Origin of the sequence: Variovorax sp. J31P179 (assembly GCF_030316985.1) — a bacterium.
Classification (GTDB): Bacteria; Pseudomonadota; Gammaproteobacteria; order Burkholderiales; family Burkholderiaceae_C; genus Variovorax; species Variovorax ginsengisoli_B.
The window spans coordinates 61,071-84,142 of record NZ_JASZYL010000011.1; the positions used below are offsets into that span (position 1 = coordinate 61,071).

At 68.8% G+C, this 23,072-nt stretch carries 21 protein-coding genes; 11 read left to right on the forward strand and 10 right to left on the reverse strand.

What is annotated here, in order from left to right:
* Positions 1–8 precede the first annotated feature (8 nt).
* Positions 9–713 (reverse strand): c-type cytochrome, encoded by a 705-nt coding sequence (locus QTI17_RS25445; protein WP_286536451.1) that lies wholly within the window; start codon positions 711–713, stop codon positions 9–11.
* A gap of 108 nt (positions 714–821) precedes the next feature.
* Between QTI17_RS25445 and QTI17_RS25450 the strand changes: the two genes are divergently transcribed.
* Positions 822–1,505 carry a DUF1345 domain-containing protein gene (locus tag QTI17_RS25450; protein WP_286536452.1) on the forward strand — a complete coding sequence of 228 codons (684 nt, stop codon included), beginning with the start codon at positions 822–824 and terminating at the stop codon, positions 1,503–1,505.
* Between the two features lie 7 nt (positions 1,506–1,512).
* On the opposite strand, the gene QTI17_RS25455 is transcribed toward QTI17_RS25450, so the two are convergent.
* Genes QTI17_RS25455 through QTI17_RS25465 form a run of 3 tightly spaced genes read right to left on the reverse strand, consistent with a single transcriptional unit; the run spans position 1,513 to position 4,543 of the window.
* On the reverse strand, positions 1,513–2,439 hold the full coding sequence (locus QTI17_RS25455) for a DMT family transporter (RefSeq protein ID WP_286536601.1): 927 nt from the start codon (positions 2,437–2,439) through the stop codon (positions 1,513–1,515).
* Positions 2,440–2,486: 47 nt separating this feature from the next.
* Positions 2,487–2,984 (reverse strand): methylated-DNA--[protein]-cysteine S-methyltransferase, encoded by a 498-nt coding sequence (locus QTI17_RS25460; protein ID WP_286536453.1) that lies wholly within the window; start codon positions 2,982–2,984, stop codon positions 2,487–2,489.
* A gap of 5 nt (positions 2,985–2,989) precedes the next feature.
* Positions 2,990–4,543: a DNA-3-methyladenine glycosylase 2 family protein gene (locus QTI17_RS25465; RefSeq protein ID WP_286536454.1), complete on the reverse strand. Its 1,554-nt coding sequence runs from the start codon at positions 4,541–4,543 to the stop codon at positions 2,990–2,992.
* Between the two features lie 113 nt (positions 4,544–4,656).
* Here QTI17_RS25465 and QTI17_RS25470 point away from each other — a divergent pair, with 113 nt between their 5' ends.
* From QTI17_RS25470 to QTI17_RS25490, 5 genes are all read left to right on the forward strand, one after another.
* Positions 4,657–6,039, forward strand: a complete 1,383-nt coding sequence (locus QTI17_RS25470) for a phosphomannomutase/phosphoglucomutase (RefSeq protein WP_286536455.1) — start codon at positions 4,657–4,659, stop codon at positions 6,037–6,039.
* A gap of 13 nt (positions 6,040–6,052) precedes the next feature.
* The gene (locus QTI17_RS25475; RefSeq protein ID WP_286536456.1) at positions 6,053–7,408 is read left to right on the forward strand and encodes a 3-deoxy-D-manno-octulosonic acid transferase; all 1,356 of its coding nucleotides are present in this window, start codon (positions 6,053–6,055) and stop codon (positions 7,406–7,408) included.
* Positions 7,409–7,607: 199 nt separating this feature from the next.
* The gene (locus tag QTI17_RS25480; protein WP_286536457.1) at positions 7,608–10,031 is read left to right on the forward strand and encodes a catalase; all 2,424 of its coding nucleotides are present in this window, start codon (positions 7,608–7,610) and stop codon (positions 10,029–10,031) included.
* Positions 10,032–10,092: 61 nt separating this feature from the next.
* Complete coding sequence (locus QTI17_RS25485) at positions 10,093–10,482, forward strand: VOC family protein (RefSeq protein ID WP_286536458.1); 390 nt, start codon at positions 10,093–10,095, stop codon at positions 10,480–10,482.
* A 127-nt stretch (positions 10,483–10,609) separates the two neighbouring features.
* Entirely contained in the window at positions 10,610–11,149 is a 540-nt protein-coding gene (locus QTI17_RS25490; protein ID WP_286536459.1) for a transcriptional regulator, read from the forward strand.
* Between the two features lie 160 nt (positions 11,150–11,309).
* Here the strand turns inward: QTI17_RS25490 and QTI17_RS25495 are convergent, their stop codons facing one another.
* Both QTI17_RS25495 and QTI17_RS25500 read right to left on the reverse strand, forming a co-directional pair.
* Positions 11,310–11,510, reverse strand: coding sequence for a hypothetical protein (locus tag QTI17_RS25495; RefSeq protein ID WP_286536460.1), 201 nt, complete (start codon positions 11,508–11,510; stop codon positions 11,310–11,312).
* A 57-nt stretch (positions 11,511–11,567) separates the two neighbouring features.
* Positions 11,568–12,398 carry an isocitrate lyase/PEP mutase family protein gene (locus tag QTI17_RS25500; RefSeq protein ID WP_286536461.1) on the reverse strand — a complete coding sequence of 277 codons (831 nt, stop codon included), beginning with the start codon at positions 12,396–12,398 and terminating at the stop codon, positions 11,568–11,570.
* 174 nt (positions 12,399–12,572) lie between these two features.
* Between QTI17_RS25500 and QTI17_RS25505 the strand changes: the two genes are divergently transcribed.
* The 5 genes from QTI17_RS25505 (at position 12,573) to QTI17_RS25525 (ending at position 17,152) form a co-directional block, all read left to right on the forward strand.
* Complete coding sequence (locus QTI17_RS25505; RefSeq protein ID WP_286536463.1) at positions 12,573–13,439, forward strand: branched-chain amino acid ABC transporter permease; 867 nt, start codon at positions 12,573–12,575, stop codon at positions 13,437–13,439.
* Entirely contained in the window at positions 13,439–14,446 is a 1,008-nt protein-coding gene (locus tag QTI17_RS25510) for a branched-chain amino acid ABC transporter permease (RefSeq protein ID WP_286536464.1), read from the forward strand. Before QTI17_RS25505 ends, QTI17_RS25510 begins: the two co-directional genes overlap by 1 nt.
* Positions 14,439–15,203 (forward strand): ABC transporter ATP-binding protein, encoded by a 765-nt coding sequence (locus tag QTI17_RS25515; RefSeq protein ID WP_286523009.1) that lies wholly within the window; start codon positions 14,439–14,441, stop codon positions 15,201–15,203. The genes QTI17_RS25510 and QTI17_RS25515 overlap by 8 nt, the downstream gene beginning before the upstream one ends.
* Complete coding sequence (locus QTI17_RS25520) at positions 15,190–15,897, forward strand: ABC transporter ATP-binding protein (protein WP_286536465.1); 708 nt, start codon at positions 15,190–15,192, stop codon at positions 15,895–15,897. Before QTI17_RS25515 ends, QTI17_RS25520 begins: the two co-directional genes overlap by 14 nt.
* A 91-nt stretch (positions 15,898–15,988) precedes the next feature.
* On the forward strand, positions 15,989–17,152 hold the full coding sequence (locus QTI17_RS25525; protein ID WP_286536466.1) for an ABC transporter substrate-binding protein: 1,164 nt from the start codon (positions 15,989–15,991) through the stop codon (positions 17,150–17,152).
* A 15-nt stretch (positions 17,153–17,167) separates the two neighbouring features.
* Here the strand turns inward: QTI17_RS25525 and QTI17_RS25530 are convergent, their stop codons facing one another.
* The 4 genes from QTI17_RS25530 to QTI17_RS25545 are packed head-to-tail and all read right to left on the reverse strand — an operon-like array spanning position 17,168 to position 23,064.
* Positions 17,168–18,727, reverse strand: a complete 1,560-nt coding sequence (locus tag QTI17_RS25530; protein WP_286536467.1) for a TolC family outer membrane protein — start codon at positions 18,725–18,727, stop codon at positions 17,168–17,170.
* Positions 18,728–18,778: 51 nt separating this feature from the next.
* A complete protein-coding gene (locus QTI17_RS25535) occupies positions 18,779–19,117 on the reverse strand; it encodes a rhodanese-like domain-containing protein (protein ID WP_286523000.1) in 339 nt (112 codons plus the stop codon).
* A gap of 13 nt (positions 19,118–19,130) precedes the next feature.
* Positions 19,131–19,817 (reverse strand): protein-L-isoaspartate O-methyltransferase family protein, encoded by a 687-nt coding sequence (locus QTI17_RS25540; protein WP_286536468.1) that lies wholly within the window; start codon positions 19,815–19,817, stop codon positions 19,131–19,133.
* Positions 19,818–19,836: 19 nt separating this feature from the next.
* Positions 19,837–23,064, reverse strand: a complete 3,228-nt coding sequence (locus QTI17_RS25545; protein WP_286536469.1) for an efflux RND transporter permease subunit — start codon at positions 23,062–23,064, stop codon at positions 19,837–19,839.
* Between the last annotated feature and the right edge of the window lie 8 nt (positions 23,065–23,072).

A 23,072-nucleotide genomic window follows, 5' to 3' on the forward strand; every position in this document is an offset into this window, starting at 1 on the left:
GGCGGGCTTCATCGGTCCAGGGCGCTGCAAGGGATCGGCAGGGGGCCCGGGAGGGTGGCCGCCGGATGGCTGTCGGCCGGCACCGGCTGCAGCGCCAGCCAACTGGTCACGGCATTGATGTCGGCGGTCGTGAGTTTCCTGCCGACCTCGGCCATGCAATCGGGCGCCAGCGCGTGGCGGTCGTTGGTGAGCCAGGCGCCGAGCTGGGACGAAAGATAGAGGCGCGGCAGGCCGAGCAGGCCGGGGATGCCCGGCAGGACGCCGGTCAGCGCCTGGCCGTGGCATTGCGCGCAGGCCGGGATGCCGCGCGTCGCGTCGCCCTGGTAGGCCAGCGCCAGCCCGCGCGCCAGCATCGCGGGGGTGGCGTCGGTCGCGGCCGGCGTCGGCGGGTAGGGCAGGTCGAGCCCGGCGAAGTAGGCCGCGAGCTCGCGCAGGTAGGCGTCCGACAGGTGCTGCACCATGTGCGTCATGTCGGTGTTGAAACGGCGGCCGTCCCGAAAGCTGCGCAGCTGGTTGAACAGGTAGACCTCGGGCTTGCCCGACAGGCGCGGGAAATAGCCGTCGGCGCTGGCGCCCTCGCGGCCGTGGCAGGCGATGCAGGCCGCGGCCCGCTGGGCGATGGTGTCGGGAACCTGCATCGGGGGCGTGGCGGCGGATGCCGCCAGGCTCCAGGCGGCAAGCAGCAGGCTTTGCAGGAGGCGGGGGATTTTCATGCGTGGCGCTTTGATTCTCAGCCCCCGACTGTCGGCGATCGGCGCCCAAAAGAACAGGCTCAGTGCGACGCCAATCGATCGGATCAGTTGAGCCGCTACAGTCGGTGCATGCAATGGCGATACCTTCAGATGCCAGGGTGGCTGCGGCTGCTGTGCGGCGCCGCGGTGGGCGTGGCGGTCGGCTTCGGGCTCGGCCTGCTGCCGAAGCCGATCGATGGCGTCGCGCGGGGGCTGCTGGGCTGGTGCGTCGGGGCCGCGGCCTACCTGCTGCCCGCCTGGTGGCTGGCCGAGACCTGCGACCCCGATCGCACCCGCGCGCGGGCCCAGGCGCAGGACCAGCCCAGCGCCCTGATCCTGGCCATCATGGTGAGCGTGATCGGCGTCAGCATGGTGGTGATCGCCATGCTGCTGCAGAGCGTGCCGCAGCTGAGCGGCGCCCAGCGCATCGGACATATCGCGCTCGGCCTGGTGGCGCTGACCGGCTCGTGGCTGATGATCCATACGATCTACGCCTTTCACTACGCGCACCGCTACTACCAGGCGGAACTCGCGCCGAAGCCGCAGGGGCCGGGCCTCAAGTTCCCGGGCAAGCTGCCCCCCGACTATTTCGACTTCCTCTATCACTCCTTCGTGGTCGGCATGACCTCGCAGGTGTCGGACGTGCAGGTGACCTCGCACGAGATGCGCCGCATCACGCTGGTGCACGGCGTGCTGTCGTTCGGCTTCAACATGCTGGTGCTGGCGCTGTCCATCAACGTCGTGGCCTCGTCGATGCAGGCCGGCGCGGGGTGACGCCGCGTCAACCGGCGGCCACGCGGCGACGGCCCAGCTTGACCAGTCCGGTCGATAGCGCGACGCCGCAGACGATCACCAGCGCGCAGACCAGCATCCACTGCGTGATCCGCTCGCCCAGGAACACCGCGCCGTAGAACAGCGCGAACACCGGCACCAGGAAGGTCACGGTCAGGGCGCGTGCCGGGCCGGCCCGCTCGATCAGGCGGAAGAACAGGACGTAGGCCAGGCCGGTGCAGGCGGTGCCGACCGCCACCAGCGCCAGCCAGGCCTTGAGGCTCGGCATCTGCGCCGGCCACAGCCAGACTGCGGGCAGCACCAGCGCCAGGGTGGCGCCGACTTGGCTGCCCGCAGCGGTCGCCATCACCGGCACGCCGGTCAGGTACTTGCGCGTCAGGCTGGCCGAGAAGGCATAGCAGATGCAGGCCGCGAGGCAGGCCGCGATGGCCCAGCGCGCGGCGCCCTCGTCGGCGCCGGAATGGAAGCCGGCGGTGCGGCCGGCCAGCATCGCCACCCCGGCGAAGCCGATCACCAGGCCGAGGATGCGCGAGCCGTCGGGCCGGTCCTTGAACCAGCCCCAGGCGACCAGCGCGCCGAACATCGGCACCGTGGCGTTGATGACCGCCGCCAGCCCGCTGTTGAGGGTCAGCAGCCCGAAGGCGAAGAAGGCGAAGGGCAGGCCGGAATTGAGGACGCCGATGCCGAGCGCGGGCTTCCAGTGCTGCTTGAAGGCCGGCCATTGGCCGCGCAGGAACATCAGCGGCAGCAGGCACAGCATCGCGATCCCGACCCGCACCGCGGCGGTCGGCAGGGCGCCGAACTCGGCCGCGCCGATGCGCATGAACAGGAACGATGCGCCCCACAGCGCGCCGAGCAGCAGCAGGTCGACCAGCCAGGCACGGCTCGCGGTCGGGGGGCTGGTGGTCTGGGTGATCGTGGGAGTCGCCGCGGTCGTTCCGCCTGCCGTGCATTCGCCTTCGCTCACAGAGCCCCTTCCAGTTCCAGCAGCGCGGTCTTGCGCTCGAGCCCGCCAGCATAGCCGGTGAGCGAACCGTCGGCGCCGAGCACCCGGTGACAGGGCACGATGACGCTGATCGGGTTGCGCCCGACCGCCGCGCCGACCGCGCGCACCGCGGCCGGCTTGCCGACGCCGGCGCTCAGCGCGCCATAGCTGGTGGTCTGGCCGGCCGGGATCGCGCGCAGCGCCTGCCATACCGACTGCTGGAAGGCGGTGCCGTGCGACAAGTCCAGCGGCAACTCGAAACTGTCGCGGCGGCCGGCGAAATAGTCGTCGAGCTGGGCCGCGGCCTGGCGCAGCACCGGGTGGGCATCGTCGGTCACCCAGCCGCGGGTGTCGGGCCAGTGGCGCTGGTGATCGAACCAGGCGCCGGCCAGGCCCTGGTCGGTGGCCGCCAGCGTGATGCCGCCGAGCGGGCTGTCGATGTGGGTAGTGAAGAGGGTCGAGGTCTTGAACTTCATGGCAGTCAGGCGATGGCGCCGGTGCGGGTTCGGGGTTCTTCGGCGGGCGCAGCGGCTTTCGGGGCGGACGTGGGGCGGTGCCAGGCGCGCAGCACGGCATAGCCGCGCCACGGCCGCCAGGCCTGCGAGGCGTCGGCCGCGGCGCGCGCCGAGCCGACGCCGAGGGCTTTCTGCAGCGCCACGTCGCCGGCCGGGAAGGCATCGGGCCAGCGCAGCGCCCGCATCGCGATGTATTGCGCGGTCCAGTCGCCGATGCCCGGCAGCGCCTGCAGCGCCGCCAGCGTGGTCGGCACGTCGGCACCGGCGTGGAGCGTGAGCCGGCCGGCGAGCATCTCTTGCGCCAGCGCGAGCAGCGCGGCCTGCCGCTGGCGCACGATGCCGAGCCGGCCGAGTGCGTCGCCGCTGGCGCCGGCGATGGCCGCCGCCGTGGGGAACAGGCGGTCGAGGCCGTCGATCGGCGTCGCGATCGGCTCGCCGAAGGCCTCGACCAGGCGCGAGCCCAGCGTGCGCGCGGCAGCCACGGTGATCTGCTGGCCCAGCACCGCGCGCACCGCGAGTTCGAAGCCATCGACCGTGCCGGGGACGCGCAGTCCGTCGCCGTCGGGAAAGCTGGCGTGCAGCACGCTGTTGATCACCATCGGCTCGGCATCGAGGTCGAACAGCGCTCGGACCCGGCTGATGACTGTCGGCAGCACCGCGGCGAGCGACTCGCCGACCTGCAGCAGGACCTGCTCGCGCGCGGGGTCGAAGCGCAGCTGAAGCCAGCCCGCGTGGCTGCGGCCGGCCTGGGCGACGCGCAGGGTCCGCGCGAACTGGGACTGGCCGGCGCGCTCGGTCATCTGCTCGACGCCGCGCAACGCCCGGCGGCCGAAAAAGCCGAGCATCGCCTCGCTGTCGCAGGGCGGCCGGTAGCCGAGCCGCACGCTGACCGAATCGCCTTCGCGCCCGGCGCTGGCGGCGCCGGCGCGGCGCAGGGCGCTCGGGTTCAGGCCATAGTGGGCGACGAAGGCGGCGTTGAAGCGGCGCACGCTGGCAAAGCCGCTGGACATCGCCACCTGCGTCATCGGCAGGCGGGTGTCGGCGATCAGCTGCTTGGCGGCCAGCAGGCGGCGGGTCTGCAGGTATTGCAGCGGCGAGACGCCGAACTGGGTCTCGAAGATGCGGCGCAGGTGGCGATCGCTGACGCCGAGCCGGGCCGCGATGCGCGCGGCGCCCGGTCCGTCGTCGCTCCAGGCGTCGGGCTCGTCGATCAGGCGCGCGGCCTGCAGCGCCAGGATGCGCGAGGCGTCCTCGGTCGACCAGCTCGCGGCCCGCGGCGCCAGCTCGGGACGGCAGCGCAGGCAGGGCCTGAAGCCGGCCGCCTCGGCCTGCGCGGCATGCCTGAAGAAACAGCAGTTCTCGCGCCGCGGCAGCTTGACCCGGCAGACCGGCCGGCAATAGATGCCGGTCGAGGTCACGCCGGTGAAGAAAGACCCGTCGAAGCGTGCATCGTGCGCCTTCATGGCCAGGTAGCAGGCATCGCTTTCGAGTCCGGCGGAAGGGGCGGGGGCGGCTGGCATGCGGAGATGATAGGGCTGCGCTTTGAGCAAGAGTAGCCGTTTCCGGACATCTGGCTCGCTGGGGCCATGCCTACAATGTTCGACGTTTTAGGAACTTTCAGGGGATATCCTTCATGCAGCTCAGTGCGTCGATCTTCAAGGCCTATGACATCCGCGGCGTCGTGCCCGCCACGCTCGACGCGGAAGTCGCCGAGGCCCTCGGCAGGGCCTTCGGCAGTGCGGCGCGCGCGGCCGGCGAGACGACGGTGGCGGTGGGCCGGGACGGACGCCTGTCGGGCCCGGCGCTGGCCCAGGCACTGATCCGCGGCCTGGTCGCCACGGGCATCGAAGTCATCGATGTCGGTGCGGTGACCACGCCGATGCTCTATTTCGCGGCCCATACGCTGTGCCGCAGCGGCATCCAGGTGACCGGCAGCCACAACCCGAAGGACTACAACGGCTTCAAGATGGTCCTGGCCGGCCGCGCCATCTACGGCGACGAGATCCAGGGCCTGCGCCAGGTCATGGAGGCGGGCAGCGCGGCATTGGCCGATGGCGGCAGGGTGCGCAAGGTCGACGTCACCGAGGCCTACACCCGGCGCATCGTGGGCGACATCAAGCTCGCGCGGCCGCTGAAGATCGTGGTCGATTCGGGCAACGGCATCGCCGGCGCGTCGGCACCGGCGATCCTGCGTGCCATCGGCTGCGAGGTCACCGAGCTGTTCAGCGAAGTCGACGGCAATTTCCCCAACCACCATCCCGACCCGAGCAAGCCCGAGAACCTCAGGGACCTGATCGCCGCGCTGAAGGCCGGTGACGCCGAACTCGGCCTGGCCTTCGACGGCGACGGCGACCGCCTGGGCATCGTCACCAAGGACGGCAGCAACATCTACCCCGACCGCCAGATGATGCTGTTCGCGCAGGACGTGCTGTCGCGGGTGCCGGGCGGCACCATCGTCTACGACGTCAAGTGCTCGCAGCGCCTGGGCCCGGCGATCGCCGCCGCGGGCGGCCAGCCGCTGATCTACAAGACCGGCCATTCGCTGATCAAGGCCAAGATGAAGGAGATCGATTCGCCGCTGGGCGGCGAGATGAGCGGCCACATCTTCTTCAAGGAGCGCTGGTTCGGCTTCGACGACGGCACCTATGCCGGCTGCCGGCTGCTCGAGATCCTGAGCAAGAGCCCGAACGCGAGCGACGTGCTCAACGCGCTGCCGACCAGCTTCTCGACGCCCGAGCTCAACGTTGCCTGCGCCGAGGGCGAGCCGCATGCGGTGGTCGCCAAGCTGGTCGAGAGCGCGAAGTTCGCGCCGCCGGCGCAGGTCTCGACCATCGACGGCGTGCGGGTCGACTGGCCCGACGGCTTCGGCCTGGTCCGGGCATCGAACACGACGCCGGTGCTGGTGCTGCGTTTCGAGGGCCAGACCGAGTCCGCGCTGCACCGCATCGAGGGCGAGATGCTGGCGCTGCTGCGCAGCGTCAAGCCCGACGCGAAGCTGGCCGAGGCCGCGCACTGAGGCCGGCCCGAGCGTGCGTTCGCTGCTGCTGCGCCTCTACGGCGCCTTCACCACCCTGGCCCAGCCGCTGGTGCGGCGCAAGCTGCGGCGCCGCGCCGCGGCCGAGCCCGGCTACGCGCACGCCGTCGAGGAGCGCTTCGGCCACTACGACGCCGAGGCCGTCGGCACCGGCTGGTGCTGGATCCATGCGGTGTCGCTGGGCGAGGCGCGGGCCGCCGGCATCCTGATCGAGGAACTGCGCCGGCAGTACCCGGGCATTCCGATCCTGCTCACCAACGGCACCGCCACCGGTCGCGAGGAGGGCGCCAAGCTGCTGCAGCCCGGCGACCTGCAGGTCTGGCAGCCCTGGGATTCGCCGGGCGCCGTGGCCCGCTTTCTCGATCGCTTCCGGCCGCGCATCGGCGTGCTGATGGAAACCGAGGTCTGGCCCGAGATGACCGCCGCCTGCACCGAACGCGGCATTCCGCTGGTGCTGGCCAATGCGCGGCTCAACGAGAAATCGCTGGCCGGGGCCGAGCGGCTCGCCTGGCTGGCGCGGCCCGCTTACTCGGCGCTGGCCGCCGTGTGGGCCCAGACCGAGGCCGATTCGCATCGGCTGGTGTCGCTGGGCGCCAAGGTCGCGGGCGTCTACGGCAACCTCAAGTTCGACGCCACGCCGGACATGCGGCAGCTCGCCGCAGCGGCCAAGCTTCGCGGGCAGCTGCCCAAACCGATCGTGGTCTTCGCAAGCTCGCGCGATGGCGAGGAGCGGCAGCTGCTCGAGGTGCTCAAGCGCTTCGGCGCGCTGGCGCCGGTGCCGCCCGAGCAGGAGGCCGTCCGTTCGATCGCCCGCCGCGTGCACGACGTGCAGTGGATGATCGTGCCGCGGCACCCGCAGCGCTTCGACGAGGTCGCGGCGCTGGTCGAGTCGCATGGCTTCGCGGTGGCGCGGCGCAGCGCCGCCGGCGCCCCGGCCGAGTCCGAGATCTGGCTCGGCGATTCGCTTGGCGAGATGGCGCTCTACTACGGCCTGGCCGATGTCGCGTTGCTTGGCGGCAGCTTCGAGGCGCTGGGCGGCCAGAACCTGATCGAGGCCGCGGCCTGCGGCTGCCCCGTGATCATGGGTCCGTCGACCTTCAACTTCGCGGAGGCGGCCGAGCTGTCGCTGGCGGCCGGTGCCTCGCAGCGGGTGCCGGACATGGAGCACGCCGTGACGGCGGCGCTCAAGCTGACCGAGAACCCCGAGCGCCGCGAGGCGATGTCGCAGGCCGCGCTGGCCTTCGCCAACGCCAACCGCGGGGCGGCCGAACGCACCGCCACGGCACTGCTGGCGATCGCGGAGGCGGCCTCGCCGGTGGGCGAGGAGCGGGCGGAGCCGCGGCTGGAGTAGGGACAGGCCGTTTGCGGCAAGGGCCTTGCCGCAAGCGGCCGGCCGCTTTCTTGAAAGGGTTGCCCGGTCGGCGCGCGCTGTGGTGACCGATCCCGGAATACGTGTCCCGCCGCCCCGCAGGACCCGGTGATGCGGCGCTCTCCTACGGGAACGCGATTTGACGGCGCCTAGGCTCGCGCTCTCATTGAACGAGACCGCCATGGCCAAAAAACTTCCCTCCCCCTCAGCCGAACTCGACGCCGCGCGCGCCGCGGCACGAAACACCGACAGCGGTCCTGCCACGCCCGCTCCGCCCGCTGCGGGCAAGGGCGATCCGCCAGCCCAGAGGGCGATCGACACCCAGGCTCTCGCCGACGGCATGCCGGCCAATCCGAACAAGTCCCTGGAATATGGTGAAGCAAACGCACCGACGCCGCCCGTCGGCGCCAGCGTGAGCCCACCTTCGAGATTGCCTACCGGCAGCACGTTGTCCGAACGGAACTTCTCCGGCAAGACCGGCACTGTCGCGTTGGAAGGCGTCAACGCCACGATCGACACCCTCGATCGCGTTCGCGTGGACGCCGGTGGACAGCAACTGACCACCAACCAGGGCGTTCCGATCGCCGACAACCAGAACTCGCTCAAGGCAGGCGCGCGCGGCCCGGCCTTGCTCGAGGACTTCATCCTGCGAGAGAAGATCACGCACTTCGACCACGAGCGAATTCCCGAGCGCATCGTTCATGCGCGAGGCTCCGGCGCACACGGCTTCTTCGAATGCTACGAGCCGCTCACGCGATACACCAAGGCTGCGCCCTTCAAGGAAGCGGGCAAGGTCACGCCGGTGTTCGTGCGGTTCTCCACCGTGGCGGGCGAAAGGGGCTCCAAGGACACGGCGCGCGATGTGCGCGGCTTCGCGGTCAAGTTCTACACCGACGAAGGCAACTGGGACCTGGTCGGCAACAACATGCCGGTCTTCTTCATCCAGGACGCGATCAAGTTTCCCGACCTGGTGCATGCGGTCAAGCCCGAGCCGCATCACCAGATGCCGCAGGCGGCCAGCGCCCACGACACGTTCTGGGATTTCGTCTCGCTGATGCCGGAGTCAACGCACATGCTGATGTGGCTGATGTCGGACCGCGCGATTCCGCGCAGCTACCGGATGATGCAAGGCTTCGGCGTCCACACCTTCAGGATGGTCAACGAGGCGGGGGAGTCCGTCTTCGTCAAGTTCCATTGGCAGCCCAAGCTCGGCACCCATTCCCAGGTCTGGGAAGAGGCGGTGAAGATCTCGGGCGCTGATCCGGACTTCCATCGGCGCGACCTGTGGGAGGCGATCGAGGCCGGCGAGTACCCGGAATGGGATCTCGGCCTGCAGATCTTCACCGAGGAGCAGGCCGAACAGTTCAGCTTCGACATCCTCGACGCGACCAAGCTCGTTCCGGAAGAGCTGGTGCCGGTGCAGGTGGTCGGACGCATGGTGCTGAACCGCAATCCGGACAACTTCTTTGCCGAGACCGAGCAGGTGGCGTTCTGCACGGCCCACATCGTGCCGGGACTCGATTTCACGAATGATCCTCTGCTCGCAGGACGCATCCACTCCTACGCCGACACGCAGATCAGCCGGCTCGGCGGTCCCAACTTCCACGAGTTGCCGATCAACGCGCCGGTTGCCCAGGTCCACAACAACCAACGCGACGGCATGCACCGGCAGGCGATCCATCGCGGCCGGGTCGCCTACGAGCCGAATTCGCTCGCCGGCGGCTGCCCCTTCCAGGCCGGTGCCGCCCAGGGCTTTACCAGCGTCGCTCGGCGCCTGGACGCCAAGGAGAGTGCCGACAAGGTCCGCATCAAGCCGGAGAAGTTCGCCGACCACTACACCCAGGCCCGCCTCTTCTTCGAAAGCCAGTCCGACGTCGAGAAGGCACACATCGGCAATGCCTTCCGCTTCGAGTTGTCGAAGGTCACCGTGCCCGCGATTCGCGAGCGCGTGGTGGCCAGCCTGCTCAACGCGGCGCCCGACCTGGCGGCGCGGCTGGCGCAGGACCTCGGCATGGACCTGCCCGCCCCGATGCCGAAGGCGCTGGAGAATCCGGCGTCCCCCGAAGTCGAAAGCTCGCCGGCGTTGTCGCTCCTGGCCAGGCCCGGCGACGGTGGCATCCGGACGCGCAAGATCGCGGTGCTGGTTGCCAACGGCGTCGAAGGCGCATCGCTGGGCAAGCTGGTGACAGCGCTGGTGGCGGCGGGCGCCGTGCCCCGGTTGGTGGCAGCCCGTCTCGGCACCTGTGTGGGGATGGGCGGCGAGAAATTCGCGGCCGACGCGACCCTGGAGAACTCGCCTGGCTTCCTGTTCGACGCCTTGGTGCTGCCGGACGGTGCAGATGCGGTCGCCGCGCTCGATGCGGACGCCCACACGCTCGAGTTCGTGCGCGCGCAATACTGGCACTGCAAGACCATCCTGGCTTTCGGCGCCTCGCAAGCACTGCTCGCCGAAGCGCAGATACCGATGACGATGCCGGATGGCTCTGCCGACCCGGGCCTGATCCTGGCCGACGCGACCGCCGCCGATGAAGCGATCGCAGATTTCATCGGTGCCATGGGCAAGCCTCGGCATTTCGGCCGCGAGAACGATCCGCCATTGGCTTGACGCCCGGAGTCCGCCATGGGGCGCCGATGCAAAATGAGGCCGATCTCAATCGGAGCGACCCATGCGCATCGAACACATCGCCCTCTGGACCCGGGACCTGGAGCGCTTCAAGCGCTTCTATGTCGACTACTTCGGTGCCGCGGCGGGCAGCGGCTACGTCAATCCCGCAAAGGGCTTTGCGTCCTGCTTCCTGAGTTTCGGCGACGGTGCGCGGATCGAGGCGATGACGACCAGCATGCTGGATCCGGTCGCCGTCGAGCCCGGCGCCCAGCGCATGGGCCTGACGCATTTCGCGGTGTCGCTGGGTTCCGAGGAAGCGGTCGACGAATTGACGCAGCGCCTGAAGGCCGACGGCTATCCGGTGCTCGACGGGCCGCGGCGGACGGGCGACGGCTACTACGAGAGCGTGGTGCTCGATCCGGATGGCAACCGGGTGGAGATCACGGCATGAGGCATGACGGGATCGTTGACATGCCCAAATTGGGCATATTAATGCCCAATATGGGTACAAAACTCCCCCAAGCGCTGCCGCGCGCCAGTTTGGCGGACGCGCTTTTTTCCAGCACAAGGCAGGGGTGTTGGGGCTTCTGTTCGGTCAGCCGGCGCGCAGCTTTTACGCGAACGAGATCATCGGTCTTGTCGGGAGCGGATCCGGTGCCGTGCAGCGTGAATTGGCGAGCCTGACACACAGCGGGCTCGTCACCGTGAAGGCGGTCGGCAACCAGAAGCACTACCAAGCCAATGCCGACTCGCCCATCTTCGAAGAGTTGCGCGGCATCGCGCAAAAGACGATCGGGTTGGCCGATCCCTTGCGCGAAGCGCTTGCGCCTTTGGCCGATCAGATTCGCGCCGCCTTCGTCTACGGCTCGGTCGCGAAGAAGACCGACACAGCGAGCAGCGACATCGACCTGATGCTGCTCAGCGACACGCTGAGCTATGGGGACGTTTTCCTTGCCTTGGAAGCGGCGAGTGGCATGCTTGGCCGGACCGTGAACCCAACGATCTTGGCGAGCAAGGAATTCGACGCCCGCCTCGCGGCGCAAGATTGGTTCTTGAGCCGGGTGCTCGAGCAACCCAAGATCTGGATCATCGGAGGCGAGGGTGAGTTCGCCGTTTGACAATCTCAGTGGGCCGGGCAAGCCATTGAAGGCAGAGCCTCCGGATGCGAAGGAGTTCGCCGGGCTGAAGCGCTCGGGGCATGCCTGCGCACGGGTCGCTGCCAAGGTAGATGCCATGGGACCCGAAGTCTGAAGACTTTTCGGCCAACCTTTCAGGCGCTCACACCGACCGTTTCACCAGTGACGGCAGCAAATAACCGTCGCGGTACACGCCCTGGATCAGTCCGCTGACCCGGTCGTTCGAGCGGGCCGTGACGAACTCCCGCTCCGAGGTCTGGTAGACCACGATCGTGCAGGGGATGCGCTTGCTGAGCGTGCGGGCGACACCGGTCGCCTGGCTGGAGGTGGGATAGGTGTTCATGAGAAACCTTATCGGCAGCGCGCCTTGAATGTGAAGGGCTGCCCCGCCGCATCGGCCTCAAGCGCCGCCGCCATTGAAGAACGCGTTCAACTCGTTTCCTGAAGCAGCCTCCGCGAAGCCGTCGAAGCGCCCCTCGTCGGCGAGGCCGCGTGCGGCCCGGATGAACCCGCCCCACGCCGCGCGCGCGAGCGCGCCGCCGACGCTGACCCGCCGCACGCCCAGCGCCTCGATGTCCTTCATCGTCAGTTCGCTGGTCGAACCGACCAGCAGGTTGACCGGCTTCGGCGCCACCGCGGCGACCACGGCCGCGATCTGCTCGCGCGTGCGGATGCCCGGCGCATAGAGGCAGTCGGCGCCGGCCTCCGAATAGGCCTTCAGGCGTGCGATGGCGTCGTCCAGGTCGGGCCGGCCGGCGAAGAAGTTCTCGGCCCGCCCGACCAGCAGCACGTCGCCGCCGGCTTCGTCGATGGCGGCGCGGGCGGCGCGCAGGCGCGCCACCGCAACATCGATGTCAAACAACGGATGCGCGGGATCGCCGGTCGAATCCTCGATCGACAGACCGGCCACGCCGGTGTCGATCGCCAGCCGGACGCTCTGCGCAACGCCTGTGGGATCGGAGGCGAAGCCGCTCTCGAAGTCGGCATTCACGGGCAGGTCGGTGGCCGCCACGATGGCGCGCAAGTGGGCCAGCACGGTCTCGCGCGACAGCGCGCCGTCAGGCCGCCCGAGCGACCAGGCGCAGCCCGAGCTGGTGGTGGCCAGGGCCTTGAAGCCGAGGCCTTCGAGGTAGCGCGCGCTGCCGATGTCCCAGGGATTCGGGAGCACGAAGGAGCCCGCGGCGTGGAGCGCGCGGAAGTCGGCGCATTTCTGGGCAACGGTGCGTGTCATGGGGGACCTCCAGGAGCCGCATTCTGCACCCTACCGCCCGGTAGGAGCGCGAGTCTCCAAGGCGACGCCGCCTCCGGACAAACCTTAGTCGGCGCCGCCGCGCCTGCTTCCACAATGGCTCGGCGCGTTCGATGCAGCCGCGGCTGCATCGCCTGGGTCACACCGAGGAATCATGTGGAAATGTTCTTTCAGCAACTCCTGAACGGCCTGACCGTCGGGGGTGTCTACAGCCTGGTGGCGCTGGGCCTGACACTGGTCTACGGCATCCTGCACGTGCCGAACTTCGCCCATGGCGCGTTCTACATGGCGGGTGCCTTTGCGGGCTACTACCTGATGGCCAAGATGGGCCTCAACTACTGGCTCGCGATGGCCGGCGCCGCCGCGATCGTGGCGGCGATCTCGATGCTGACGCAGCGGCTGGTGTTCCACCCGCTGCGCAACGCGCCCGAGCTGCACGACATGATCGCCGCCATCGGCGTGCTGCTGTTTCTCGAGGCCGGCGCCCAGGCGCTGTTCGGCGCCGATTTCCATCGCATGCCGACGCCTTACGGCCAGGTGGTCGAGGTCTTCGGGCTGACGGCGCCGCTGCAGCGGCTCCTGATCATCGCCGGCGCCTTCGGCCTGATGGTGCTGCTGCACCTGTTCCTGAACCACACGGTGATCGGCTCGACCATCATCGCGATGGCCCAGAACCGCGACGGCGCCGCCCTGGCGGGCATCGACGCCACCCGCGTGACCCTGCTGGTGTTCGCGATCTCCGGCGCGCTGGCGGCGGTCGCGGCGGTGCTCTACGCGCCCATCAACCTGGTGTACCCGGCGATGGGCAACCTGGTCATCACCAAGGCCTTCGTGATCATCATCCTGGGCGGCATGGGCAGTTTCCCGGGGGCGATCGTGGGCGGGCTGATCATCGGCATGGCCGAGAGCTTCGGTGGCTTCTACTTCTCGACCGACTACAAGGACATCATCGCCTTCGTGCTGCTGGTGGTGATCCTGTCGTTCCGCCCGCAGGGCCTGTTCACCGCCAAGGGAGCGCGCTGATGAACTGGCTGCAAGGCAAGACCGGCTGGGCGCTGCTGGCCGCGGCGGCGCTCGTGTTCCCGCTGTTCGCCCAGAACAACTACCTGATCTCGGTGGCGACACAGGCCTTCATCATGGCCATCGCCGCGCTCGGCATGAACCTGATCACCGGCTACACCGGGCAGTTCAACCTCGCGCACGGCGCCTTCATGGCGGTGGGGGCCTATACGGTCGGCATCCTCACGGTCGACCACCAAGTGCCGTTCTGGATCGCCTTCCTGGCGGCCGGCGTGGTGACCGCGGTGCTGGGCTACTTCATCGGCCTGCTGTCGCTGCGCCTGCGCGGCCACTACTTCTCGATCTTCACGCTGTGCGTGAGCTACATCATGTTCCTGCTGATCGAGAAGTGGGAAAGCCTGACCCACGGACCGGTCGGCATCATGGGCATCCCGGCGCCGACCGGCATCGGTCCGCTGCAGTTCGGCACGCCGCTGTCGCAGTACTACCTGGTGCTGGCCTTCCTGGTGCTCGGCCTGTGGATCATGGCGCGCATCGTGCGTTCGCTGCTGGGCCGCAGCTTCATGGCGGTGCGCAACAGCGACGACCTGGCCGAGGCGCTCGGCATCGACCTGATGCGCACCAAGACGCTGTCCTTCGTGCTGTCGGTGGTGTACGCCGGCTTCGCGGGCGCGCTCTATGCGGGACAGGTGCGCTTTCTCGGCCCCGACCTGGCGAGCGAGGCCGTGACCTTCGACCTCGTGATGTTCGTGCTGGTCGGCGGCATCGGCACCTTGCTGGGCCCGCTGCTCGGCACCTTCATCGTGACCTGGCTGACGCAGAGCCTGCAGTTCCTGCAGGACTATCGCATGGTGGTGTTCGGCCCGGTCCTGATCGCATTGATCATCTTCCTGCCGGACGGCATCGTCGGCACCTGGCTCAAGCGACGGGCCCAGCGCGCGGATGCGGCGCAGGCCGCGAAGGCGGCCACCCCGGGCGCCGCGGCGCAGGAGGCGCAAAACAATGCTTGAAATCGAATCGCTGACCAAGCAGTTCTTCGGCCTCACCGCGGTCGACGACATCTCGACCCGCTTCGAGCGCGGGCAGGTGAGCGCGATCATCGGGCCCAACGGCGCCGGCAAGACCACCTTCTTCAACCTCGTGGCCGGCACGCACAAGCCGAGTTCGGGGCGCATCCGCTTCAACGGGCAGGATGTCACCGGCCTCAGGCCCGACCACGTGGCCAAGCTCGGCATCGCGCGCACCTTCCAGACCACGCACCTGTTCGACAACGCCACCGTGCTCGACAACCTGATCGTCGGCCACCGCCTGCGCACCAGGTCGGGCCTGTGGGACGTGCTCGCCAACACCCGCCGGCTGCAGGAAGAAGAGCGGCTGTGCCGCGAGAAGGCGCGCGAGGCGCTCGACTTCGTCGGCCTGTCGCATGTGGCCCACCGCATTGCCGCCGACATCACGCAGGAGGAGCGCAAGCGCGTCGCCTTCGCGCTGGCGCTGGCGACCGACCCCGAGCTGCTGCTGCTCGACGAGCCGGCCGGCGGCGTGAACCCCGAAGAGACCGTGGGCCTCGCGGCCCTGATCCGCAAGCTGGTGGACCATGGCAAGACCGTCTGCCTGATCGAGCACAAGATGGACATGATCATGCGACTGGCCGACAAGATCGTCGTCCTGAACAACGGCGCCAAGATCGCCGAGGGCACGCCGGAGCAGATCCGCCGCGACCCGCAGGTGATCGAAGCCTACCTGGGAGCCGACCATGTTGCGGTTTGACGGCGTCGACCTGCACTACGGCAGCTTTCGCGCGCTCTCGGGCGTGACGCTGCATGCGGCGGCGGGCGAACTGGTGGTGCTGCTCGGCGCCAACGGCGCCGGCAAGACATCGATCTTCATGGCCGCCAGCGGCATCCACAAGCCGAGCGCCGGCAGCATCCGCTTCGGCGAGCGCGAACTGGTGGGCCAGCGGCCGGCCCAGATCGTCGCGTCGGGCCTGGTGCACTGCCCCGAGGGACGCAAGCTGTTTCCGATGATGTCGGTCAAGAAGAACCTCACGCTGGGCGCCTACGTGCACCGGCGCGATGCGGCCGGCATCCAGCGCTCGCTCGACGAGGTGTTCGCGCTGTTTCCAGTGCTGGCGCAGAAACAGGACCATCCGGCGGGTTCGCTGTCGGGCGGCCAGCAGCAGATGGTGGCGATCGGCCGCGCCTTGCTCGGCCGGCCCAGGCTGCTGCTGCTCGACGAGCCCTCGCTCGGCCTCGCGCCGCTGATCGTCAAGCAGGTGTTCGAGGTCATCCAGCGCATCAACCAAGCCGGCACCACGGTGCTGCTGGCCGAGCAGAACGCCTATTCGGCCCTGGCGATCGCCGACCGCGCGTACGTGATCGAGCGCGGCCGCATCGCGCTCGAGGGCGATCGCGATTCGCTGCTGCACAACGAGGCGGTGCGCGCCGCCTACATCGGAGCTTGAGACTTTGCGGGACAGACCAAGAAACTGCGCAGCAGTTTTTGCTCTGTCCTCAACCGATTAGAGAAACGTTCAACCACCTGGAGACACCCCCATGAGCATCAGAACAAAAGCCTTGCCTCTCGTCGCTGCCCTCGCCGCGGCCTTCGGCGCCGGCGCCGCCTTCGCGCAGGAAACGGTCAAGATCGGCTTCACCGGCCCCTTGAGCGGCGGTGCCGCGCTCTACGGCAAGAACGTGGTCAACGGCATGGAGATGGCCATCAAGGAGATCAATGCCGCGGGCCTCGAGGTCGCCGGCAAGAAGGTCAAGCTCGAACTGGTGGCGCTCGACGACAAGTACGCGCCGGCCGAGGCGGCGATCAATGCGCGCCGCCTGGTGCAGCAGTACCAGAGCCCGGCGGTGTTCGTGCCGCACTCGGGCGGTATCTACGCGATGCAGGCCTTCAACGAGCAGGAGAAGTTCATCGTGATGGCGTACTCGAGCACGCCCAAGATCACCGAGACCGGCAACAAGCTCACCATCCGCGTTCCGCCGACCTTCAACTCCTACATCGAGCCCTTCACCAGCTACGAGATGAAGAAGTTCGGCAAGAAGGTCGGCATGCTGCCGGGCGACCACGAGTACGCGAAGAACTGGACCCAGCTCTTCGGCCCGGCCTGGGAGAAGGCGGGCGGCACGATCGCCTCGAACAATCCGATGTCCTACAACCGCTCGGCCGACTTCTACAGCGGCGTGAGCCGGGTGCTGGCCGAGAAGCCCGATGTGCTGTTCGTCGGCGGCCCGTCGGAGCCGACCGCGCTGGTGGTCAAGCAGGCACGTGAACTGGGCTTCAAGGGCGGCTTCCTGATCATGGACCAGGCCAAGCTGGACGAGATGGCCAAGGTCACAGGCGGCCTGGCACCACTCGAAGGATCGATCGGCGTGCTGCCGGTGTCGTACGACGAAAGAGTCGGGCCCAAGACCTTCGCCGCCGCCTACCGCAAGGCCTACGGCGCCGACAAGGACCCGACCACCGAGTCTTCCTACAACTACACGCTGACGCATGCACTGGCCGGCGCGATGAAGCTCGCCGGCACCACCACCGACGCGGCCGCGATCCGGGCCAAGATCGGCGAGGCGCTGACCAAGCTGCCGAAGGAGACCAACGCCGGCGAATTCAAGGGCGTCGACGCGGTCGGCGGCACCATCGTCGATCCGCTGGTCGCCACGGTCGAAGGCGGCAAGATCAAGCCGGTCAACCTGAGCGAACTCAAGTAGGCCGGCGCCGGACCCTCAGCGGGTCGGCAGCTGCTCGATCACCGGCGGCGGGGGCGGCACCGGCATCGCCGGCGGCTGCGGATTGAAGGGCGGCGTGATCACCGGCGGCACCACCGGGACGGCCGAGGTGCCCGGGCGCGGCAGCGAGGCCGGCGGCACCGGCACCGGGCTTTGGGTGGCGGCCGAGGGCTGGGTCGGCGAGGCTTCGCTCTGGACGCTCGCGCGGCCGCCGATCGCCAGCGTGTCGTTGATGGGCTGCAGGTCGTCGGCGCTCAGCGTGCCGTTGGCCTGGCGCAGCTTCAGGTTGCCCACCAGCACGTTGTAGCGCGCCACCGCGAGGTCGCGCTTGGTCTGGAACAGCTGCGCCTGCGAGTTCAGCACGTCGATGTTGATGCGCACACCCACCTGGTAGCCGAGGCGGTTGGCGTCCAGGGCGCTCTGGCTGGAGGCTTCGGCCGCTTCGAGCGCCTTCACCTGGCCGGCGCCCGAGATCAGTCCGAGGTAGGCCGAGCGCGTGGCCTGCGAAACGTTGCGGCGGGTCGCCTCCAGCGTCTGGCGCGAGTTCTCCTCGAGCGCCAGCGTCTCCTTGACCCGGTTCTCGGTCGCGAAGCCCGCGAACAGCGGCATGTTGAAGACCAGCGCGATGCTCGCGGCATTGACGCGCACCTTGCCGGTGGTGGTGCTGGTGGTGCTGCCGTTGGGGTTGTTCGTGACGTTGTAGCCCAGCTGCGCGTCGAGCGTGGGCTTGTGGCCGGCCTGGGCCTTTTCGACCTCGAGCTTCGCGACTTCCAGGCCCAGCCGCGCCTGGTCGATCGCGGGATGGATGTCGTCGGCCTGCGTGACCCAGGCGTTGATGTCGGCTGGCTGGACCGCCGGCAGCGCCACCGGCGCGGCCAGCGGGATCGGCTGGGTGCCGGTGCGGCCGACCAGCTGGTCGAGCACGATCTTCTTCACCTGCAGGTCGTTCTCGGCCGCGATTTCCTGCGCTAGCACCAGGTCGTAGCGGGCCTGCGCCTCGCGCGTGTCGGTGATGGTCGAGGTGCCGACCTCGAAATTGCGCTTGGCCGAGGCCAGCTGCTCGGCCACGCCGATCTTCTGCGCCCGCACCAGCGCCAGGCTGTCCTGGCTGGAGAGCACGTCGAAATACGCCTGGCTCACGCGCACCACGAGATCCTGTTCGGCGATCTTGAGGGTGTCCTCGGCGATGCCGAGCTGCCGCTTGCTCTGCTCCCAGACCGCCCAGTTGGCGGGCCGGTAGAGGGGCTGCGTGGCGTTGATGCCGGCGGCCTGCGTCGGGATGCCGCGGGTCAGCGACGCGTTGTCGGTCGAGAGCTCCTGGTGGGTGGAGGTGGCGTTGCCCGACAGCCCGACCGCCGGCAAGATTCCGGCCTTGGCCTGCGCGGCCCGCGCCAGATTGGCGTCGTACTGCGCCCGTGCACCCTGGTAGGTGGCGTCGAAGCCGCGCGCGGCTTCGTAGAGTTCGATCAGGCTCTGGCCATGGGCCGGCAGCGCGATCGCCGCTGCGAACACGGTCGCGAGCGCTGCCGAAAGAGGAAGAGGCCTGGGCACGGGCATGAAGCGTCCTTGGGGATACGAAAATCGGGGCGGGGCGGCGGCGCGGGCCGCTCAGTAGCGCGGCACGGAAGGGTCGTGCTGGGCCGACCAGGCATCGATGCCGCCGGCGATGTTCGCCACCTCGTCGAAGCCGTTCTGGGCCAGGAAGGCGGCCACCCGCTGGCTGCGTGCGCCGTGGTGGCAGAGGCAGGCGATGCGCTGGCCCGGATCGAGTTCGCTGACGCGGGCCGGGATCTCGTTCATCGGGATCGTCGCCAGCGTGAAGCCCATCGGCGCCACGCTCGCGGTCTGCAGCTCCCAGGGTTCGCGCACGTCGAGCACCACCGGCCTCGCGTTCGGGTTCCTGGCGAACCAGTCGGCAAGCTCGGTCGGGCGGATTTGATCGATCATGAAAGGGCGGGGATCAGAAGTTGAAGCGCGAGGGCGCGGGGAAGTTCAGGAGCCGCGGCGCCACGGTGTCCCAGGGCTGCAGCACGTCCCACTTGCCTTCGCCGGTGCGGGTCACGAAATGGGCGCGCATCATCGGCTCGTCGCCGACCACGGCCGCCAGCCGGCCGCCGATGTTCAGTGAGCCCAGCAGGCCCTGCGGGATGCGCGCCACCGAGCCGCTCAGCACGATGACGTCGAAGGTCGGGCCGCTGGCCAGCGGCGTGGCGCCATCGGCATGGCGCACCTCGACGTTCATGACGCCGTTGCGGCGCAGGTTGGCGGCGGCGAAGGCGGCCAGGCCGGGGTCGATCTCCAGGCTCAGCACCTGGGCCGCGCGATGGGCCAGCAGGGCGGCCATGAAGCCGGAGCCGGCGCCGATCTCGAGCACGGTCTCGTGCTTCTGGACGTGAAGGTCCTGCAGCATGCGGGCCTCGACCTTGGGCGAGAGCATGCACTGGCCGGGTTCCTTGGCGGTGCTGGCGTCCTCGAGCGGGATCTCCATGTCGAAGAAGGCCAGCGCGCGGTGCGCCTCGGGCACGTAGTCCTCGCGCCGGATCTGGGCCAGCAGGTCGAGGATGTCGAGATCGAGCACGTCCCAGGGACGGATCTGCTGTTCGATCATGTTGAAGCGCAGGCGCTCGAGCGTGGGGGTGGGGTTCATGGGGTTTCTCCTCGCGGACTCAGGACAAACTTTCGATTTTAGGCGCCGCCACGGGCGTGGCTTCGGCGGCCGGCTTCGGCTGGCCGGTCCAGCGGCGGCGGGCCCAGTTGGCCAGGTCGTCCATGTAGCAATAGACCACCGGCACCACCACCAGCGTCAGCAGCGACGAGGTGATGACCCCGCCGATCACGGCCTGGCCCATCGGCGCGCGCTGCTCCGAGCCTTCGCTGATCGCGAAGGCCAGCGGCACCATGCCGAAGATCATCGCCAGCGTGGTCATCAGGATCGGGCGCAGCCGCACGCGGGCCGCCAGCAGCAGGGCCTCGGCGCGCGGCAGGCCCGGTACCGGCGTGCCGTCCTCGGCGACGCCAGGCTCGCGCGAGCGGATCGCGAAGTCGACCAGCAGGATCGCGTTCTTGGTCACCAGGCCCATCAGCATGACCACGCCGATGATCGAGAACATCGACAGCGTCGAGCGGAAGATCAGCAGCGCCAGCACGACGCCGATCAGGGTCAGCGGCAGCGCCGTCATCAGCGCCAGCGGCTGCAGGAAGCTCTTGAACTGGCTGGCCAGGATCATGTAGATGAAGATCACCGCCAGCGCCAGCGCCGAGACCGCGTAGCCGAAGGACTCCTGCATGTTCTTGGTCGAGCCGCTGAACTGCCAGCCGTAGCCCGGCGGGAAGGCGATGCCGGCCAGGGCCGCGCGGACGTCGGCCGAGACCTCGCCGGCGGAGCGGCCGTCGACGTTGGCGTTGATGCTCACCTCGCGTGCCAGGGCCCGGCGGTTGATCTGGTTCGGTCCGGTCGATTCGCGCACCTCGGCCACTTGCGCCAGCCGCACGATGCGGCTCGAGCCGTCGGCATTGGCGCCGACCGCGGTGCTCAGGAAGGGCAGGCGGGCCAGGTCGGCCGGCGAGTTGCGCACCTCGGGCGCCAGGCGCACATTGACGTCGTAGGTCTGGTCGTCGGGCGCGCGCCAGTTGCCCACCGTGGTGCCGGCCACCAGCGTGCGCAGCGCGGCCGCGATCGGTGCCACGCCGAGGCCGAGGTCGGAGGCGGCGTCGCGCCGGATCACCACGCTGACTGTCGGCTTGTCGGGCTTCAGGCTGGAGTCGAGATCGACCAGGCCGGGGATCGGGCGGATCTTGTCCATCACGCGAACGGTCAGTCGCTCGAGCTCCTTCAGGTCGGGCCCTTGCAGCGAGAACTCGATCGGCTTGTTGCCGCCGACCGAATCGCGCAGGCCGACGTGCGTGACCGTGATGCCCGGAATGGCGCGCAGCCGCTCGCGCAGCACGGTCGACATCTGGTCGACGCTGCGGCTGCGCGCGCGCCGGTCGACCAGCCGCACGTAGATGCTCGCGTAGATCTTGCCCTGGGCGTCGCCGCTGTTGATGGTGCTGAGCGTGTAGCGCACCTCGGGCATCTCGCGCAGCACCGCCTCGACCTGCCGCGCCTTGGCCTCGGTCACTTCGAGCGAAGAGCCCACCGGGGTGTAGAAGCTGATCGAGGTCTCGGAGAAGTCGGCCTTGGGCACGAACTCGGTGCCCAGCAGCGGCACCATGAAGATGCTGCCGACGAAGATGCCGATGGCCGCGAACACGGTGGCGAGCTTGTGCACCAGCGCCCAGCGCAGAATGCCCTGGTAGCCCTCGGCCAGCCGCTCGGTGGCGCGGTCGAACCAGCCGGTGACGCGGCCGATGGTCTTGTCGTAGAAGGTGACGGGGGCTTCGTTCTTGCCGTGCTGGTCGATCGCCGGGTCGTGCCAGATGCTCGACAGCATCGGGTCGAGCGTGAAGCTCACGAACATCGAGATCATCACGGCCGCCACGATCGTGATGCCGAACTCGTGGAAGAACTTGCCGATGATGCCTTCCATGAAGCCGATCGGCAGGAACACCGCGACGATCGACAGCGTGGTCGCCAGCACCGCCAGGCCGATCTCCTGGGTGCCGTCGAGCGAGGCCTGGTAGGGCTTCTTGCCCATCTGCACATGGCGCACGATGTTCTCGCGCACCACAATCGCGTCGTCGATCAAGAGGCCCACGCACAGCGACAGCGCCATCAGCGTGATCATGTTGATGGTGAAGCCGAACATCGCCATGAACCAGAAGGTGCCGATCAGCGCGATCGGCAGGGTCAGGCCGGTGATCACGGTCGAGCGCCAGGAGTTCAGGAACAGGAAGACGATGAGCACCGTGAGCAGGGCGCCCTCGATCAGCGTCTGGCGCACGTTGTCGACCGCCACCCGGATCGGTCGCGAGGCATCCGCGATCGGCTCCAGCCGCACGCCCGGCGGCAGCTGCGGCTTGATCTCGGCGATCGCCTTGACCAGCCCGTCGACCACCTGGATGGTGTTCTCGTCCTGTGCCTTCTGCACCGACAGCAACAAGGTGCGCTGGCCGTTGTAGAGCGCCAGGCTGTCGATCTCCTGGGCGCCGTCGCGCACCGTCGCGACCTGGTCGACCCGGATCGGCGCGCCGCCCTTGCGGGCCACGATGATGCGGCCGAAATCCTCGGGCCGCTCCATGCGGGCGTCGATCTGGACCACGCGGTCTTGTTCGAGTGAGCGCACCGAGCCGACCGGCAGCGCCTGGTTCTCGCTGCGCACCGCATCGACCACCTGGCTGGCGCTGACGCCGAAGCCTTCCATCGCCTGCGGATTGAGGTAGATGTTGATCTCGCGCTTGGTGCCGCCGACCAGCGTCACGGAGCCGACGCCGCGCACGTTCTCCAGCCGTTTCTTGAGAACCTGGTCGGCCCAGTTGGTCAATTCGACTGCGCTGGGCTGCTTGTCCTTGTCGCCCTCGGGCAGCACCGCCACCGACCAGACCGCGCGCGAGGCCGGGTCGAAGCGCAGCACGCGCGGGTCCTTCACTTCGTCGCGGAACAGGGGCCGCACGCCGGCCACCTTCTCGCGCACGTCGTCGGCGGCCTTGCGGCCATCGACATAGAGCTGGAACTCGATGATGACGACCGACTGGCCCTCATAGCTGCGCGAGGTCAGGGCGTTGATGCCGGCGATCGAGTTGACGCCTTCCTCGATCTTCTTGGTGACTTCGCTCTCGACGATCTCGGGCGAGGCGCCCGGGTACTCGGTGATCACCACCACCACCGGGAAGTCGATGTTCGGGAACTGGTCGACCTGCAGGCGCTGGTAGGAGAAGGCGCCCAGCACCACCAGGGCGAGCATGAGCATGGTCGCGAAGACCGGATTCTTGAGACTGACGCGGGTGAACCACATGCCGTGCC

Excerpts from the sequence above, each read along its gene's own strand:
- QTI17_RS25545 (WP_286536469.1), bottom strand. The coding sequence starts at position 23,064 with ATGTGGTTCACCCGCGTCAGTCTCAAGAATCCGGTCTTCGCGACCATG.
- QTI17_RS25530 (WP_286536467.1), bottom strand. The coding sequence starts at position 18,727 with ATGCCCGTGCCCAGGCCTCTTCCTCTTTCGGCAGCGCTCGCGACCGTG.
- QTI17_RS25520 (WP_286536465.1), top strand. The coding sequence starts at position 15,190 with ATGTTGCGGTTTGACGGCGTCGACCTGCACTACGGCAGCTTTCGCGCG.
- QTI17_RS25540 (WP_286536468.1), bottom strand. The coding sequence starts at position 19,817 with ATGAACCCCACCCCCACGCTCGAGCGCCTGCGCTTCAACATGATCGAA.
- QTI17_RS25460 (WP_286536453.1), bottom strand. The coding sequence starts at position 2,984 with ATGAAGTTCAAGACCTCGACCCTCTTCACTACCCACATCGACAGCCCG.
- QTI17_RS25480 (WP_286536457.1), top strand. The coding sequence starts at position 7,608 with ATGGCCAAAAAACTTCCCTCCCCCTCAGCCGAACTCGACGCCGCGCGC.
- QTI17_RS25510 (WP_286536464.1), top strand. The coding sequence starts at position 13,439 with ATGAACTGGCTGCAAGGCAAGACCGGCTGGGCGCTGCTGGCCGCGGCG.
- QTI17_RS25515 (WP_286523009.1), top strand. The coding sequence starts at position 14,439 with ATGCTTGAAATCGAATCGCTGACCAAGCAGTTCTTCGGCCTCACCGCG.
- QTI17_RS25450 (WP_286536452.1), top strand. The coding sequence starts at position 822 with ATGCAATGGCGATACCTTCAGATGCCAGGGTGGCTGCGGCTGCTGTGC.
- QTI17_RS25500 (WP_286536461.1), bottom strand. The coding sequence starts at position 12,398 with ATGACACGCACCGTTGCCCAGAAATGCGCCGACTTCCGCGCGCTCCAC.
- QTI17_RS25465 (WP_286536454.1), bottom strand. The coding sequence starts at position 4,543 with ATGCCAGCCGCCCCCGCCCCTTCCGCCGGACTCGAAAGCGATGCCTGC.
- QTI17_RS25535 (WP_286523000.1), bottom strand. The coding sequence starts at position 19,117 with ATGATCGATCAAATCCGCCCGACCGAGCTTGCCGACTGGTTCGCCAGG.
- QTI17_RS25470 (WP_286536455.1), top strand. The coding sequence starts at position 4,657 with ATGCAGCTCAGTGCGTCGATCTTCAAGGCCTATGACATCCGCGGCGTC.
- QTI17_RS25495 (WP_286536460.1), bottom strand. The coding sequence starts at position 11,510 with ATGAACACCTATCCCACCTCCAGCCAGGCGACCGGTGTCGCCCGCACG.
- QTI17_RS25445 (WP_286536451.1), bottom strand. The coding sequence starts at position 713 with ATGAAAATCCCCCGCCTCCTGCAAAGCCTGCTGCTTGCCGCCTGGAGC.
- QTI17_RS25485 (WP_286536458.1), top strand. The coding sequence starts at position 10,093 with ATGCGCATCGAACACATCGCCCTCTGGACCCGGGACCTGGAGCGCTTC.
- QTI17_RS25525 (WP_286536466.1), top strand. The coding sequence starts at position 15,989 with ATGAGCATCAGAACAAAAGCCTTGCCTCTCGTCGCTGCCCTCGCCGCG.